The organism is Sphingobium sp. AP50 (assembly GCF_900109095.1).
Taxonomy (GTDB): Bacteria; Pseudomonadota; Alphaproteobacteria; order Sphingomonadales; family Sphingomonadaceae; genus Sphingobium.
On sequence record NZ_FNYZ01000005.1, the window covers coordinates 149702 to 164081 of the forward strand.

At 62.0% G+C, this 14380-nt stretch carries 15 protein-coding genes; 7 read left to right on the forward strand and 8 right to left on the reverse strand.

Annotated elements, in window-relative coordinates:
• Positions 1-108: 108 nt before the first annotated feature.
• Positions 109-1020 carry a methylenetetrahydrofolate reductase gene (gene metF, locus BMY84_RS11370; RefSeq protein WP_093083915.1) on the reverse strand — a complete coding sequence of 304 codons (912 nt, stop codon included), beginning with the start codon at positions 1018-1020 and terminating at the stop codon, positions 109-111.
• Positions 1017-1988, reverse strand: a complete 972-nt coding sequence (locus BMY84_RS11375) for an ArsR/SmtB family transcription factor (protein ID WP_093084075.1) — start codon at positions 1986-1988, stop codon at positions 1017-1019. The genes metF and BMY84_RS11375 overlap by 4 nt, the downstream gene beginning before the upstream one ends.
• Here BMY84_RS11375 and BMY84_RS29065 point away from each other — a divergent pair.
• From BMY84_RS29065 to BMY84_RS11385, 3 genes are all read left to right on the forward strand, one after another.
• A complete protein-coding gene (locus BMY84_RS29065; RefSeq protein ID WP_143075026.1) occupies positions 1987-2220 on the forward strand; it encodes a hypothetical protein in 234 nt (77 codons plus the stop codon). The genes BMY84_RS11375 and BMY84_RS29065 overlap by 2 nt on opposite strands.
• Positions 2217-2432: a circumsporozoite protein gene (locus BMY84_RS11380; protein WP_093013587.1), complete on the forward strand. Its 216-nt coding sequence runs from the start codon at positions 2217-2219 to the stop codon at positions 2430-2432. Before BMY84_RS29065 ends, BMY84_RS11380 begins: the two co-directional genes overlap by 4 nt.
• Positions 2433-2523: 91 nt before the next feature.
• Complete coding sequence (locus BMY84_RS11385) at positions 2524-2781, forward strand: hypothetical protein (protein WP_177203986.1); 258 nt, start codon at positions 2524-2526, stop codon at positions 2779-2781.
• A 68-nt stretch (positions 2782-2849) separates the two neighbouring features.
• Here BMY84_RS11385 and BMY84_RS11390 read toward each other — a convergent pair whose 3' ends face one another.
• Positions 2850-3284, reverse strand: coding sequence for a glycine zipper 2TM domain-containing protein (locus BMY84_RS11390; RefSeq protein WP_093083917.1), 435 nt, complete (start codon positions 3282-3284; stop codon positions 2850-2852).
• 189 nt (positions 3285-3473) lie between these two features.
• Between BMY84_RS11390 and BMY84_RS11395 the strand changes: the two genes are divergently transcribed.
• Entirely contained in the window at positions 3474-4469 is a 996-nt protein-coding gene (locus BMY84_RS11395; protein ID WP_093083918.1) for an esterase-like activity of phytase family protein, read from the forward strand.
• 45 nt (positions 4470-4514) lie between these two features.
• Here the strand turns inward: BMY84_RS11395 and BMY84_RS30410 are convergent, their stop codons facing one another.
• Together BMY84_RS30410 and BMY84_RS30415 are read right to left on the reverse strand one after the other, a co-directional pair.
• Positions 4515-4913 (reverse strand): helix-turn-helix domain-containing protein, encoded by a 399-nt coding sequence (locus BMY84_RS30410; RefSeq protein ID WP_256215216.1) that lies wholly within the window; start codon positions 4911-4913, stop codon positions 4515-4517.
• The gene (locus tag BMY84_RS30415; protein WP_256215217.1) at positions 4913-5419 is read right to left on the reverse strand and encodes an AraC family transcriptional regulator; all 507 of its coding nucleotides are present in this window, start codon (positions 5417-5419) and stop codon (positions 4913-4915) included. Before BMY84_RS30415 ends, BMY84_RS30410 begins: the two co-directional genes overlap by 1 nt.
• A 177-nt stretch (positions 5420-5596) precedes the next feature.
• On the opposite strand from BMY84_RS30415, the gene BMY84_RS11405 reads away from it, so the two are divergent.
• Complete coding sequence (locus BMY84_RS11405) at positions 5597-6328, forward strand: SDR family oxidoreductase (protein WP_093083920.1); 732 nt, start codon at positions 5597-5599, stop codon at positions 6326-6328.
• A 226-nt stretch (positions 6329-6554) separates the two neighbouring features.
• Here BMY84_RS11405 and BMY84_RS11410 read toward each other — a convergent pair whose 3' ends face one another.
• From BMY84_RS11410 to BMY84_RS11420, 3 genes are all read right to left on the reverse strand, one after another.
• Complete coding sequence (locus tag BMY84_RS11410; protein WP_093083921.1) at positions 6555-7355, reverse strand: LytR/AlgR family response regulator transcription factor; 801 nt, start codon at positions 7353-7355, stop codon at positions 6555-6557.
• Positions 7352-8464, reverse strand: coding sequence for a sensor histidine kinase (locus BMY84_RS11415; protein WP_093083923.1), 1113 nt, complete (start codon positions 8462-8464; stop codon positions 7352-7354). The genes BMY84_RS11410 and BMY84_RS11415 overlap by 4 nt, the downstream gene beginning before the upstream one ends.
• A gap of 209 nt (positions 8465-8673) precedes the next feature.
• A complete protein-coding gene (locus BMY84_RS11420; protein WP_093083924.1) occupies positions 8674-9156 on the reverse strand; it encodes a winged helix-turn-helix transcriptional regulator in 483 nt (160 codons plus the stop codon).
• A 111-nt stretch (positions 9157-9267) separates the two neighbouring features.
• On the opposite strand from BMY84_RS11420, the gene BMY84_RS11425 reads away from it, so the two are divergent.
• Both BMY84_RS11425 and BMY84_RS11430 read left to right on the forward strand, forming a co-directional pair.
• The gene (locus BMY84_RS11425; protein WP_093083926.1) at positions 9268-11373 is read left to right on the forward strand and encodes a RelA/SpoT family protein; all 2106 of its coding nucleotides are present in this window, start codon (positions 9268-9270) and stop codon (positions 11371-11373) included.
• 177 nt (positions 11374-11550) lie between these two features.
• Positions 11551-14292, forward strand: coding sequence for a type I secretion C-terminal target domain-containing protein (locus BMY84_RS11430; RefSeq protein WP_177203987.1), 2742 nt, complete (start codon positions 11551-11553; stop codon positions 14290-14292).
• Positions 14293-14380 lie beyond the last annotated feature (88 nt).

Below are 14380 nucleotides of genomic sequence, written 5' to 3' on the forward strand. Positions count from 1 at the left end.
TCGTCCTGAGTAGGAGACTGAGCTTGTCGAAGACTCCATATCGAAGGACCCTTCGATACGCCATTTCGACAAGCTCAATGGCTACTCAGGGCGAACGGGGGAAATCTGTCATGCTGCTGCGTCCGCCATCACTTTGGGCCGCAACCCAAGCAGATGACAGATCGCATAGCTATGTTCCGCCCGGTTGAGCGTATAGAAATGGAAGTCGCGCACGCCGCCTTCATACAGCTTCCGGCACAATTCCGCCGCGATCGTCGCCGACACGAGCTGGCGCGCGGACGGATGATCGTCCAGCCCTTCGAACAGCCGCGCCATCCATTGCGGCACGTCGGTATTGCACATGGCGGCCATGCGCTGGGTCGCGGCGAAATTGCCGACCGGCATGATGCCCGGCACGATGTCCGCGCTGATGCCCGCCGCCAGCACCTTGTCCATGAAGCGGAAATAGGTGTCGGGCGCAAAGAAGAACTGCGTGATCGCGCGGGTCGCCCCGGCATCCAGCTTGCGCTTCAGATTATCCAGATCGCTCTGCGCGCTCGCGGCTTCGGGATGCACTTCCGGATAGGCGGAGACGGAAATCTCGAACGGATGGCGCTGCATCAGCCCTTCGACCAGATCGGCCGCGCCGGTATAGCCATCGGGATGCGGTTCGAACGTGCCGCCCACTTCGGGCGGATCGCCGCGCAGGGCGACGATATGGCGCACGCCCGCTTCCCAATAAGCGTCGGCAATCTCGCCGATTTCCGCTTTGCTCGCAGCGACGCAGGTCAGGTGCGCGGCGGCCGCCAGCGGCGTTTCCTTCGCGATGCGGGCGACCGTATTATGGGTCCGCTCCCGCGTGGAACCGCCCGCGCCATAGGTCACGGACACGAATTTGGGCGCCAGCGGCGTCAGCGTCTCGATCGCCGACCAGAGCTGCGCCTCCATCTTCTCCGTCTTGGGCGGGAAGAATTCGAAGCTCACCTGGCAGTCGCCGGCCAGATCCGCATACAAAGGTGCGGCAGGATCATTCAGGGTCATGCGGAAATCCGTTCTTCGATGGGCAGGATGCGCGCCGTCCTGCGCCGCCCCAGCCAGAGTTGTACCGTCAATTGCTGGCCGGGCAGCGTTTCCACCCGTTCCAGCGCCAGTCCCGCCGCAGCGAACCAGCCATCCATCTGTTCGTCCGAAAAGCCCAGACGCGCATGCTGGTCGCGCGTGCGCAGTTCCTCGCGTTCATGCGCCGCGAAATCGACGATCAGCACCCGCCCGTCCTGCGCCGTGACGCGCGCGGCCTCGGCGATCACCATTTCAGGCGCCTGTGCATAATGCAGCACCTGATGCAGGACGACCGTGTCGGCGCCACCCGGCGCCAGCGGCAGTTCCAGAAAATCGCCCAGCAACAGCGCATATTTGTCGCCTGCGTCGGCCGGCAGCTTGGTCCGCGCCAGACGCAACATGTCGGGGCTGCGGTCGATCGCCGTCACCTGCCGCGCGGCGTCCCCGAACAGTTCGATCATCCGCCCGGTGCCGGTGCCGATATCGAGCAGATGGCCGATCGGCTCGCGCGTCAGCAGCGCGGTCATCGCCGCCTCCACATCGGCTTCGGCGACATGGAGCGACCGGATCGCGTCCCATTCTTCGGCATGTTCCGCAAAATAGCTTTCCGCCGCCTTCGCCCGGTCGGCCCGCACCGCCGCCAGCCGGGCAAGGTCGGCCGCCTGCCACAAAGCCTCGCTGTCAGAGGCTTCCAACTGGTCGAACAGGGTCAGGAAAGGCACAAAGGCGGCGTCCCGGCTCAGCCGCAAAAACACCCAATTGCCTTCCTTGCGCCGTTCCACCAATCCGGCTTCGGCAAGGATGCGAACATGGCGCGAAACGCGTGGCTGGCTTTGCCCGACAACCTGCGCAATTTCCCCGACGGCCAGTTCCATCGCCCGCAGCAGATGGATCACGCGCAGCCGCGTCGGATCACCAAGTGCCCGGAAAATGTCGAGTGCCGCATGCATGTCCATGCCATATAAAGAATTCTTTATATACGTCAATGCCAGTGAATTTTCCGTGCATTTTTCATCCATGATCCGGCAAAACGACGGTAACTCAACCTTTCAGCTTTATGAATGGGATTGCCTTGCTCTTTCCAAAGCATTAGGAATCAAAGGGCAGGCGCAATGGGGGGTGAGCTTTTCTCCGAGAGTGGTCTGCATTTTGTTTTTCTCAGAGAGGGGTTTTAACCCATGACCAAGTCGATTGCTCTTTCGCTCGTTCTCGCTGCTTCGCTCGGCCTGGCCGCTTGCTCGGGTGGCCATGAAAACGCCGCCAACAACGCTGCCAACGCTGCTGAGAACGCTTCGAACGCTGCCGACAACGCCATGAACGCTGCGCTGAACGCCGCCGACAACGCCGCTAACGCTGCGTCGAACGCGACCAACAACGCCGCGAACGCGATGTAATTTTCGCTTCTGGCGAAATATTCGAAAGGGGTCGCACCGGCAACGGCGCGGCCCCTTTCTTTTTGGCCCCTCTTCCCGGAAGACCATGCGCATGAAGCGGACCGCCCTGCCCCTGATGGCTGCACTGATAGCTTCACTGATGCTGGGCGCCTGCGGCAGCTCCGGCGATCAGGATGGTGTGGGGGGCGTCAGCGCCGGGGAGGCAAGAGCGCTCAACGAAGCCGCCGCCCGTCTGGATGCGCAGGCCGGCGCCGCGCAGAGCGACGATGCCGGACTGAACCCCGCCGCGACAGCCGCAGCGCGGGCGGACCGCAACCGCGTCCCGCCCCAGCCCGCTCCCCACCCCTGACCGGCGCGGGCATGAAAAAAGGCCGCCCCTTGCGGAGCGGCCCTCTTCGTTACGCGATCCTTGCGGGATCAGCAGTTGCGATCGATCGCCCGGCCGGCCAGCGCACCCACGCCCGCGCCGACGATGGCACCGGTCGTGCCGTCACCACGGCGACCATAGCGGCCCGATCCCCTGCCGATTTCATTACCCAGCAGACCACCGGCGATCGCACCGATGATGGTGCCGCCCGTGCCATTGTCCCGGCAGCGATAGCCACCCCGATAGCCACGATAACGATCACCGCGATACCCACGGTCATAACCGCCGCGGTAATAATCACCGCGATAGCCACGATAGCCGCGATCATAGCCACGATAACCCCGGTCATATCCGCCGCGATAATAGTCGCCCCGATCATATCCACGATAATGATCGCGCGCCTGCGCGGGGGCGGCCGAAACGGCCAGCGATGCCACGCCCATGGCCAGGGCGGCTCCCATATTCACAAGAAACTTCATCTTCATGGCTCTGCTCCTCAATTGCCATCCTCTTGGGCGGCCGCTGAAAAGAAACGGGATTGCCCATCGATTGACGCCCTTATGCCGGAGTCGCGTTGAGCCAAGCCTGAATGGGGGTGACAGCCGCCGTTCAGGTGCGCGCCGCCCGTCACTGTTCTGCTGCACCCTGCCGGATTATCCCCTATGGCCGGTGCGATGCAGCGAATCCTGATCGTCCTGGCCCTTGCGATTTTGCTGCTTCCCGCGCCGCATCCGGGGAAGCCCGAAAGCGTGCAGGCCGGCACGCTGCTGGTGCGGGCACAGCCATTGCCACTCAGCAGCGTCGATCCCGCGCTGCGCCATGTGGGCGCGCTCGACTATCTGGGCGGATGGGTGGTGGAAAGCGCCAACCCCGGCTTTGGCGGCATTTCCGCCCTGATGGTGACGCCGCCGGGCGACGTGCTGGGCCTCAGCGATTCAGGCCTATTGATGGGTTTCCATGTGGGGCCCGGCGAAGCTGCCCGCCGCCCCTTCATCGCCCCGCTGCCGATCCGCGCGCAGGATCGCTATCGCCCCTGGTGGGCCTGGGATTCGGAATCGCTGGCGCATGATCCCGTCAGCGATCGCTACTGGGTCGGCTTCGAACTGCAACAGGCGGTGTGCCGCTATGGTCCCGGCTTTGCGCGGGTGGAGGCGTGCCGCACCTGGCCGGAAATCATGGCCTGGCCCAAGACCGGATCGATCGAATCGCTCGCCCGCCTGCCCGACGGCCGCTTTCTGGTGATCGGCGAAATGGGCATGACCGCCGATGGCAAGCATGACAGCCTGCTCTTCGCGGGCGACCCGGCCGAAAAGGACACGCCCGATCCGATCCACCTGCGCTACACCCCGCCCAAAGGCTATCGCCCGACAGATGCCGTGGCGATCGACGCGCATCATCTGCTGGTGCTGAACCGGCGGCTGACGCTGGAGGATCTGTTCACCGCGACCATCGCGATCGTCGAGCTGCCCGACAGGCTGACGCCGGGAACGGAACTCAAAGCCCGCACCCTCGCCCGGCTGGCGCCGCCGCTGCTGGCCGACAATTTCGAGGGCATCGCCGTGACGCGTGAAGCGGGCCGCACGATCATCTGGGTCGTGTCCGACGACAATCACGAATTCTTCCAGCGCACCCTGCTGCTGAAATTCCGATTGCCGGACGGAGAAATGTGATGGCAATTGCGGTCAGAGCACGACCCAAAGCCACCCCACCTCCCCTCAAATCGCCAGTGCCACCTGCGGCAGCGCCCTTAACCGCCCCATGTCCCGCTGCGGCGGGGCGCCGAACAGGCGGCGATATTCGCGGCTGAATTGCGAGGGGCTGTCATAACCGACGCGATAGCCCGCCTCCGCCGCGTCCAGCCGGTCTGCCAGCATCAGTTTGCGCGCTTCCTGCAACCGCAATTGCTTCTGATATTGCAGCGGGGTCATCGCCGTCGCGCGGCGGAAATGATCGTGGAAGCTCGATATGCTCATGCCCGCCAGCCCCGCCAGATCGGGGCCGCTGAACGGCTCGCGAAAATGCGCCTTCAGCCAGCCGATGGCGCGGGCGATCTGGCCTGTGCGACTTTCCCCGCTGGCGATCGCCCGGATGATGCTGCCATTCGGCCCGGTCATCAGTCGCACCAGCAATTCCCGCTCCACCAGCGGCGCGAGCAGCGGCGCGCTCTCCGGCTACCCAGCAACGCCGTCAGCCGGGTAGCCGCGTCCAGCAGTTCGGGCGTGATCGGATGCAGCGACAGCGCGCTCCCCTCCGCCACCGGCGCGACCGGCGGCGCAATTGGCGGCAGGGCGATGGCGATGTCCGACAGCATCGCCGGATCGAGATAGAGGCAGAAGCAGAGATAAGGCGCGTCCTGCTGCGCATCCGTCACGACGCCGGTGATCGGCAGGTCGAGCGACGCGACCAGATAGCTGGCCGGGCCATAGGATAGCAGGCCGTCACCCAGCATCACCGTCTTGGCCCCCTGCGCAATGATGCACAGCGCAGGCCGTTGCAGCATATGCACTGGCTCCCCGGCATGCGACCAGCGCACCAGCGTCAGGCGCGGGATGGCAGTATCGATAATGCCATCACCATCGGCATATCGGGCAATCTGCTGACCAAGGGCCTGATGCGACATGGGGCATTCTCCATGCCCCTCCTTCTACGCCAAAGCATGCCGTGCGAACAGGGCCGCATCGCCACATTGGAATATTATGCAATCCTTCCGCAAGCCTGTTCTACCGCTCCAGCCCCATCATGCCGCATCCATGGCCCATCGGATCGATCGTCGATCCGCCGGACAAGGAGACAGGACATGGCTATCGAGAACAAGGTTATCGCGATCACTGGCGCCAGCAGCGGCATCGGTGAAGGCACGGCACGCTTGCTGGCGGCGCGCGGCGCGAAGCTGATGCTGGGCGCACGGCGCACCGACCGACTGGAAAGACTGGCGGACGAACTGAACGCCGCTGGCGGTACCGTGGCCTTCCGCGCGCTGGACGTCACCGACCGTGCCGATGTGGAAGCGTTCATCGCCGCGACGGAAGCGGAATTTGGCCGGGTGGACGTGCTGGTCAACAATGCGGGCCTGATGCCGCTATCCCGCTTCGACAGCCTGAAGGTCGACGAATGGGACCGGATGATCGACGTCAATATTCGCGGGATGCTGCACGGCATTGCGGCCGCCCTGCCCCGGTTCAAGGCACAGGGGAGCGGCCATTTCGTCAATATCTCGTCGATCGGCGGCTATCGCGTCTGGCCGACCTGCGGCGTCTACAGCGCCACCAAATATGCGGTCCGCGCCATTTCCGACGGGCTGCGCATGGAGCATGACGATATCCGCGTGACCGTGGTGTCGCCCGGCGTGGTCGAATCCGAACTGGCCAGCACTATCACCGAAGTCGGCGCCGCCGCCGCGATGGAGGATTTCCGCGCCATCGCCCTCACCCCCGACGCGATCGCCCGCGCCATCGCCTATGCGCTGGAGCAGCCGGACGATGTGGACGTCAACGAACTGATCGTCCGCCCGGTGCGGACGATGGATTGATACCAACAAGCGACGATATGAAGTTTTGCCTCTGCGTTCGCCGGCGCAGGCCGGGGTAAAGTTGCACGGTCTGATCTGGGCCCCGGCCTGCGCCGGGGAACGCTTCATAGGAAACAAGCTGTCGCGTCTTGGATTGCACCATAGAAAAAGGGTCGCTTCTGATGAAGCGACCCTTTTTCTATAACCAAGTCATTCCAGCCTACGCGGGCATGACGATTGGCTCAATTCAATGCACGAACCGCGCCACCACGTCGCGGTACGACCGGCTGACCTTCACCTGCGCGCCGCTTTCCAGCACCAGGAAACATTCGCCATTGGTATGGGGCTTCACCTGCCGCACCTGGCTCAAATTCACGATGGTCGAACGGTGCACGCGCTGGAAATTGCGCGGGTCCAGCCGCTTTTCCAGATCCTTCATCGTCTCGCGCAGGATCAGGCTATTGTCGGCGGTATAGATGCACATATAGTCGCCCGCCGCGTCGATCCGCTCGATCGAATCCACGTCGACCCGGAAAATCTGCCCGCGATCCTTGATGTTGATCAGCTTTTCGAAGCGATTGGAGGCGGGCGCATCATCGTCAGACGCAAAATCGCTCATGGCCTGCGGCGCGACCTCGGCCAGCACTTCGCGCAGCTTTTCGACTTCCTGCACCTGCTTCTTTTCGCTCAGGCGCTGGCGCACGCGATCCAGTGCATCGGCCAGACGCCCTTCATCCACCGGCTTCATAAGATAATCGACCGCCTGCGCCTCGAACGCGCGGATCGCATAGTCGCTATAGGCGGTGCAGAAGATGACGAGCGGCGGTTCCACCTCCATCAGGCCCTGGACAACGGAAAAGCCGTCGAAACCGGGCATCTGAATATCCAGGAACACAAGGTCGGGTTTATGCGTCTTGATCGCGCGGATCGCTTCGCGGCCATTGGTGCAGGTTTCGACGATTTCGACATCCTCATGCGCTTGAAGACGCAGTGCAAGGCCCTGAATAGCCAGGCTTTCGTCATCGACGAGGATTGTTCTGATGGTCATGCGGCCACTTTCGATGTTTCATCCATGTTAAGCGGAATTTCGATGATGACCGAAAATCCGCCCGGCGTGGAACGCGTTTCGAAGCTCTGTCGTTCCCCGAAGGCCTTAATTAAACGGTCCCGGATGTTCGGCAGGCCGATCCCGGTCCCCTCGCTCATCGGGATGTGCGGTCGTATTCCGCCTTCATTCAATCCCGGCCCGCTATCTGATACGACGATCCGGACATTATCCCCGGCAGGCTGCGCCGTGACGGAGATTTCCGCTCCCTCCTCCTTGGGCGTGACCGCATATTTGATCGCGTTTTCCACCAGCGGCTGCAACAAAAGCGAAGGCAGGCGCGCCCGCGCGACTGCGGGATCGATGCTGAAGACCGGGCGCAGCCGCTCCTCGAACCGCATCTTCTCGATCTCCAGATAGAGTTTCAGCGTCTCGATCTCCTGCTCGATCGTCACCTGCGCGGTCGGCTCGTTGATCAGCGTATAGCGCAGGAAGGAGGAAAGGCGCGACAGCATCGCATTGGCGCGATCCGTCTGCTTGAGCAGCACCAGGGTCGAGATGCTGTTGAGCGTATTGAACAGGAAATGCGGATTGAGCTGATAGCGCAGCATCGCTAGTTGCGCATTGGCCGCCTGATTTTCCAGCAGCAGCAACTGGTCCGCCTGCTCCTCCACCGTCAGGTAGAAGTTGATGGCGTAATAGAGCGAGGACCATGCCCCCAGCAACGTCATCGACAGATAGAAGGCGCCCAGAAACAGTTGCAGCCCCGCCGTTTCGCTCGCGCGATTCTGGGTGGAGAAGACCCAGGCATCGATAAAGGCGACCAGCCCCGCGGCCAGGACCACCGTCACGATCGACACGCCCCAGCGGATGATCGGCCGTTGCTTCAGCAAAAACCGGAACATGACCGCAATCAGCAGCGTCACCGAATAGCCTGTGACGGTCGATATGATCACCGGCACCAGACTGGAGAGTGGCTGCCCGTTGGCGATGGTCGACGATCCACGCAGCAGGAAAGCGCCGGCCCATCCGACCGACTGCAAATTCCAGAAGGCGCGATTCTTGTCAGCGAAAAAGGGCTGCGGCTTGATGCGGGGCACGGATACGGACATTGCAGTCAGACTTAGGCGATTTGATCCCATGGTCAAAGACGCTTTACGGCATAACAGCCGAGACTCTAACCGTCATTGCGAGCGCAGCGGGCCGAAGGCGGGCAATGCCCAACCAATTCATGAGTGCGCCAGTGGATTGCTTCGCTGCGCTCGCAATGACGGCAACGAATAATCCAACAGCCTTGAAGCCGGAAACCACTGCGCCATCGTCAGGCCGCGACGGCCGGAGCCTCCGCCATGGGCGTCACCTCGTCGGGGCACACCCATACCAGATCGGTCAGTTCCAGCAGACGGCCGTCATGCGCCTGAATGGCGATGCTGCGGATCGGCTGGCCGTCGCGCTTGTCGGCCAGAACCTGGCAGGATGCGGGAGCGCAGCCCCATTTTTCGCCCCACTGGCGCAGCGCGATCATGGCAGGCGCCAGATCCTGCCCCTTTTCGGTCAGCCGATATTCCACCTTGCGCCGGTCGCACTGCATCGGCTGGCGCAGCATGATGCCATTTTCGACCAGCCGGCTCAGCCTGTTGGCCAATATGTTGCGGGCGATGCCCAGGGTAGACTGGAATTCCTCGAAATGTCGGATGCCCGACAGCGCACCGCGCAGGATGAGGAAGGACCAGCGCTCACCCATCGCCTCCAGCGCGGCGGGGAGCGCACATTGTTCCAGATCCTGGGCAAGATTATGTTTCATGGGTCTATCGCATAGCGCAAAGCGCCGGTTGTTGCAAAAGTGCCGACTTATTCCATCGATATGGGATTTTTTTGTTGCACGACAAGGCTCTTCCAACACAATCGGGAAACGATGCTACGCCAATATGAACTTGTCGAACGGGTAAAGCGCTACGATCCGGATGCGGACGAAGCGATGATCAACCGCGCCTATGTGTTTTCGGTCCAGAAGCACGGCTCGCAAAAGCGCGCCAGCGGCGACCCCTATTTCAGCCACCCGATCGAAGTGGCGGGGATCCTGACCGATTTCAATCTGGACGACCAGACGATCGTGACCGCGCTGCTGCACGACACGATCGAGGATACGCTCGTCACCTATGAGGAGATTGAAAGCGCGTTCGGCAAGGATGTCGCGCGCATGGTCGATGGCGTGACCAAGCTCTCCAAGATCGAGGCGATGAGCGAGAATGAGCGGGCGGCGGAAAATCTCCGCAAGTTCCTGCTCGCCATGTCGGACGATATCCGCGTGCTGCTGGTGAAGCTGGCCGACCGGCTGCACAATATGCGCACGCTGCACTTCATCAAGAATCCCGACAAGCGCCGCCGCATCGCGCGCGAGACGATGGATATCTATGCCCCGCTGGCCGAACGGATCGGCATGTATGATTTCATGCGCGAGATGCAGCTCCTCTCCTTCCGGGAGATCGAGCCGGAAGCCTATGACAGCATCACCAAAAGGCTGGAACAGCTCAAGGAAGGCGGCCATGACAAGGTCGACCGGATCGGCGCGGAACTGCAATTGCTGCTGGCGGGTCAGGGCATGTCGGTCAGCGTGTCGGGCCGCGAAAAACATCCCTATTCCATCTTCAAGAAGATGCAGGAACGTCATATCAGCTTCGAACAGCTGACCGATGTCATGGCCTTCCGCGTGATCACCGCCTCGACCGAGGATTGCTATCGCGCGCTCGGCATCATCCACCAGACCTTCAAGATGGTGCCGGGCCGGTTCAAGGATTATATCTCCACGCCCAAGCGCAACGGCTATCAGTCGCTGCACACCACCGTCATCCATCAGGACAATGCCCGGATCGAGGTCCAGATTCGCAGCCGCGACATGCATAATGACGCGGAACTGGGGCTGGCTGCGCACTGGGCCTATAAGCAGAAGGGCGACGCCACCGACCAGCATGCCGCATGGCTGCGCGACCTGGTCGAAATCCTGGAGCAGAGCCAGGATGCGGACGAACTGCTCGAACATACCCGCATGGCGATGTATCAGGATCGCATCTTCGCCTTCTCGCCCAAGGGCGAACTGCATCAGTTGCCCAAGGGATCGACCCCGGTCGACTTCGCCTATGCGGTCCACACCTCGCTCGGCAACCAGACGGTCGGCGCGAAGGTGAATGGCCGCGTCGTGCCGCTGCGCACCAATCTTGAAAATGGCGATCAGGTCGAAATCCTGAAATCGGAGGGACAGGAACCGCAACCGGGCTGGCTGACCTTCGCCATCACCGGCAAGGCCCGCGCCGCGATCCGCCGCTATATCCGCCAGAAGCAGCGCGGCGAGGAAATCGCCCTGGGCGAGAAGCTGTATCAGGAAATCATCGGCCGCTTCTCCCCGGACCTTGCCAAGGAACTGGGCGACAAGGCGCTGAACGCCGCGCTCAAACGGCTGAAGCTGGACGATCGCGCCTCGCTGATGGTCGCCATCGCCACCCATCGCGTGCTCGATTCCGAAGTGATGGAAGCGCTGATGCCCGGCTCCACCACCGCCGAGGGGGTGGAGGAAGCGCATCCGCGCCAGCATGAACCCGTGTCGATCCGCGGCCTGACGCCGGGCATCGCCTATAATCTGGGCGACTGCTGCCACCCGGTGCCCGGCGACCGCATCGTGGGCGTGCGCCGCACCGGCGAGCCGATCGAGGTGCACACCATCGACTGCCGATCGCTGGAGGTGGATCAGGACGACGACTGGGTCGACCTGAGCTGGGACAGCAAGTCGAAGGGCGGCACCGCCCGCCTCTCCGTCATCGTCAAGAACCAGCCGGGTGCCCTCGCCGCCGTCGCCAATGTGTTCGGCGCGACCAAGGCGAACATCCTCAACCTGCAACTGGTGAACCGCGAAGGCCCCTTCCACACCGACATCATCGACCTGGAAGTGGCGGATGCGCAGCATCTCAACCGCATCTTGCAGGCCCTGCGCGCGATCGACGTTGTGGTGCAGGCGGACCGGGTCTAACCCAAAATCATCCGACTGTGCCGGGCGCTTGGCCCTGCACAGTCGCTGCATGATTGATTTCCCGTTGCATCTATGCTCACTTCGCCCTGCGCCACGCAGCGGCAGGCGCAATTCCGGGTCGCACTCACCATGCTCGACGTCGCTATCGACGTCGGACGAACGAAGGAGTGCACTGCGATGGTCAGCGAAACCTGGTCCGATGTCGAAGCGCTAAGCTATATCGCCTCCTATTCCGATCTGATCCGCGCCTTCGGCACCAATGCGCAGGCGGGACGCGATCATTATGAATCGACCGGCTGGTGGGAATTTCGCCGAACCAGTTTCATTCCCTATGACTATCTGGCCACCTATCCTGATGTGGTCGCGGTCTATGGACTGGATCCGCTTGCAGCGGTGCGCCACTATATCAACCATGGTTATGCCGAAGGCCGCACGGTCAGTTTCAGTGCCTACGCCTATCTGGCAGCTAACCCGGACCTGATCGACGTCTATGGCTCCGATCCGACGACGGCCGCCCGTCACTATATCAAATATGGGCGAGCCGAAGGACGCAACACGACATTTGACGGCTATGAATATCTGGCCGCCAACCCCCATCTGTTCGCCTATGGCTATACGACCGTTGCCGATGCGGCTTACCATTACGCCACGGAAGGGCATGATTATGGCTATGCCACCCGCTTCGACGGGCTGCATTATGTCGCCGCAAACCCCGATCTGATCGCCAGCATCGGCACGGACAACCACGCCGCCGCGCGCCATTATGTGCTGAGCGGATTCGACGCGGGGCGACCGACCGAATTTGACGGACTGCTCTACCTCGCCTCCAATCCCGATCTGATCCCGGCGATCGGCCTGAATGAAAAGGCGGCGACCCGGCATTTCGTCGAACATGGCTATGGCGAGGGACGGTCCCTCCATTTCGATTCGACCGCCTATCTGCTGAGTTATGCCGATCTGGGTCAGGCCGGACTGGATGCCGACGCGGCGCTGGTCCACTGGATCAGCCATGGCTATCGCGAAACCCGCGATTCTGACGGCGCCTTCGGGCTGGAACAGGCGGATCATGCCTTGTTGCTGGAAGGGGCGACCACGGGCCTGATCGATGGTGCCGGCGACCGGGACTGGTATGCCCTCAATCTGGAGGTCGGCGCGCGCCTGACCTTCCTGCTGTCGGGCAACAGCGCCGCGACGCTGACCTTGCACGATGCCTTCGGCATCGAAATCCAGCCGGTCGAAACCGCGCCGAATGGCCTGCTGACCTTCGAAGTTCCCGAAGGCGGCGCTTATTATCTGGTGGTCGGCGGCACCGTTGCGGGCAGCTACACCATCACCACGGACTTCCTCTACGGCGTCGTTATCGGCACCGAGGGTGACGACAATTCCCTTTACGGCTCCTCCAATGACGACCTGATCCAGGGTCTGGGCGGCAACGATTATATCGTCGGCTATTCCGGCAACGATATATTGGAGGGCGGGGCCGGAGACGATCAAATCTATGATGATGACGGCGATGACCAGTTGCTGGGCGGCGATGGCAATGATCGCCTGACTGTCAGCGATAGCTGGTATTATCGTCCATCGGGCCGAACAGTCCTTATGGATGGCGGCAATGGTGACGATGTCCTGACGTTCGAGGGATATGATTACAGCCCGATCCGGGATGTAGTGACCGCCCTTGGCGGCGATGGCGACGACCGGATTGCTGTTTCGCATGCCTTGGCCGCGACGGTGCTGGCCGGTGCGGGCAATGATGAAGTCGCTATCGACATTTCCGGTGGCAACCAGACGATCACGCTGGGCGCGGGACAGGATGGCCTGCGACTGGTCAACGACTGGGTCGGCGTACCGACCGTCGTGACCAGCGGCAACCGCGTCACCGATTTCACCTTCGGCGCCGATTATCTTCTGACCGAAGCGTTCATGCGCGAACTCGTATGGAATTGGGACGGCAGCAATCCTTTTGCTGCTGGTTATCTGACGCTGGAACAGGTGGGCGTGGATGTCGTTCTGTCAATCGATAGAGATGGCAAGGCAGGAAACCTTGGCAGTCCGGTTGCGGTCCTGACCTTTGAAAACCGACTGCTCTCCAGCTTCACCGCCGCGGAACTGGGCTATAATCCCGATGGCTCGACAACCGTTGGCATGTTTCAGCCCGGAACGGCGGCAAACGACAGGTTGTACGGTACGGCGGCCGACGATCTGATCCTCGGTTCGGGCGGCGACGATGTGCTGAACGGTCGCCTGGGCAATGACCGGCTGGACGGCGGCGATGGCAACGACCATCTGATCAGTGACATGGGTGGCATCGACTATCTGCTCGGCCGGAATGGCGACGACCTGCTGGAAGTCCATCTCGTCGACGCATCCCAGCCAAACAAGGCGGTGCTGCTGGACGGTGGAGCAGGCGATGACCGGATCGTCCTGACCTATGCGCTCGATTATTATGACCGGAATGAAGCGAAAGACCATATTGTGATCGTCGCCGGAGGAACGGGCGACGACGTCATCATTGTCGACGATGTCGCACTGAGCATCATCGATGCCGGCGCGGGCGACGATCATATCACGGTCGATCAGTCGCCCAGATCTGTCATCACGCTGGGCGCTGGCAGCGATCTCGTGACGCTGGCTGGCTATGGCTGGTCCGAATATGAAGGCATAGACATCACCGATTTCGATGTAGCATCGGACCGGGTCGACCTCAGCGCGGTCCTGAGCCATCTTGAAGACTTCAACCCGTTCGACATCGGCTATATGAAACTGGTGCAATCGGGTGCCGACACATTGCTTCAGGTCGATCGGGACGGGTCCACGTCCGAATATTATCAGTTCACCACCCTCCTCACCTTCAAAAATATGGCCGCCACCAGCCTGACGTCGGCCAATCTGGGCTATGAACCTTATGTCGTCGCCTGACACCCGGTCGCACCCCGATTTTCTCCGTGACAAAGGGCCGCCGCGCCTGTAAGGGGCGCGGCAGCAGGTCATCGGCAGCAATGCCGGC

Bases quoted from the DNA above. Each gene is read 5' to 3' on its own strand.
- metF (WP_093083915.1), bottom strand. From the start codon at position 1,020: ATGACCCTGAATGATCCTGCCGCACCTTTGTATGCGGATCTGGCCGGC.
- BMY84_RS29065 (WP_143075026.1), top strand. From the start codon at position 1,987: ATGTCCATGCCATATAAAGAATTCTTTATATACGTCAATGCCAGTGAA.
- BMY84_RS11375 (WP_093084075.1), bottom strand. From the start codon at position 1,988: ATGCATGCGGCACTCGACATTTTCCGGGCACTTGGTGATCCGACGCGG.
- BMY84_RS11380 (WP_093013587.1), top strand. From the start codon at position 2,217: ATGACCAAGTCGATTGCTCTTTCGCTCGTTCTCGCTGCTTCGCTCGGC.
- BMY84_RS11385 (WP_177203986.1), top strand. From the start codon at position 2,524: ATGAAGCGGACCGCCCTGCCCCTGATGGCTGCACTGATAGCTTCACTG.
- BMY84_RS11390 (WP_093083917.1), bottom strand. From the start codon at position 3,284: ATGAAGATGAAGTTTCTTGTGAATATGGGAGCCGCCCTGGCCATGGGC.
- BMY84_RS11395 (WP_093083918.1), top strand. From the start codon at position 3,474: ATGCAGCGAATCCTGATCGTCCTGGCCCTTGCGATTTTGCTGCTTCCC.
- BMY84_RS30410 (WP_256215216.1), bottom strand. From the start codon at position 4,913: ATGACCGGGCCGAATGGCAGCATCATCCGGGCGATCGCCAGCGGGGAA.
- BMY84_RS30415 (WP_256215217.1), bottom strand. From the start codon at position 5,419: ATGTCGCATCAGGCCCTTGGTCAGCAGATTGCCCGATATGCCGATGGT.
- BMY84_RS11405 (WP_093083920.1), top strand. From the start codon at position 5,597: ATGGCTATCGAGAACAAGGTTATCGCGATCACTGGCGCCAGCAGCGGC.
- BMY84_RS11410 (WP_093083921.1), bottom strand. From the start codon at position 7,355: ATGACCATCAGAACAATCCTCGTCGATGACGAAAGCCTGGCTATTCAG.
- BMY84_RS11415 (WP_093083923.1), bottom strand. From the start codon at position 8,464: ATGTCCGTATCCGTGCCCCGCATCAAGCCGCAGCCCTTTTTCGCTGAC.
- BMY84_RS11420 (WP_093083924.1), bottom strand. From the start codon at position 9,156: ATGAAACATAATCTTGCCCAGGATCTGGAACAATGTGCGCTCCCCGCC.
- BMY84_RS11425 (WP_093083926.1), top strand. From the start codon at position 9,268: ATGCTACGCCAATATGAACTTGTCGAACGGGTAAAGCGCTACGATCCG.
- BMY84_RS11430 (WP_177203987.1), top strand. From the start codon at position 11,551: ATGGTCAGCGAAACCTGGTCCGATGTCGAAGCGCTAAGCTATATCGCC.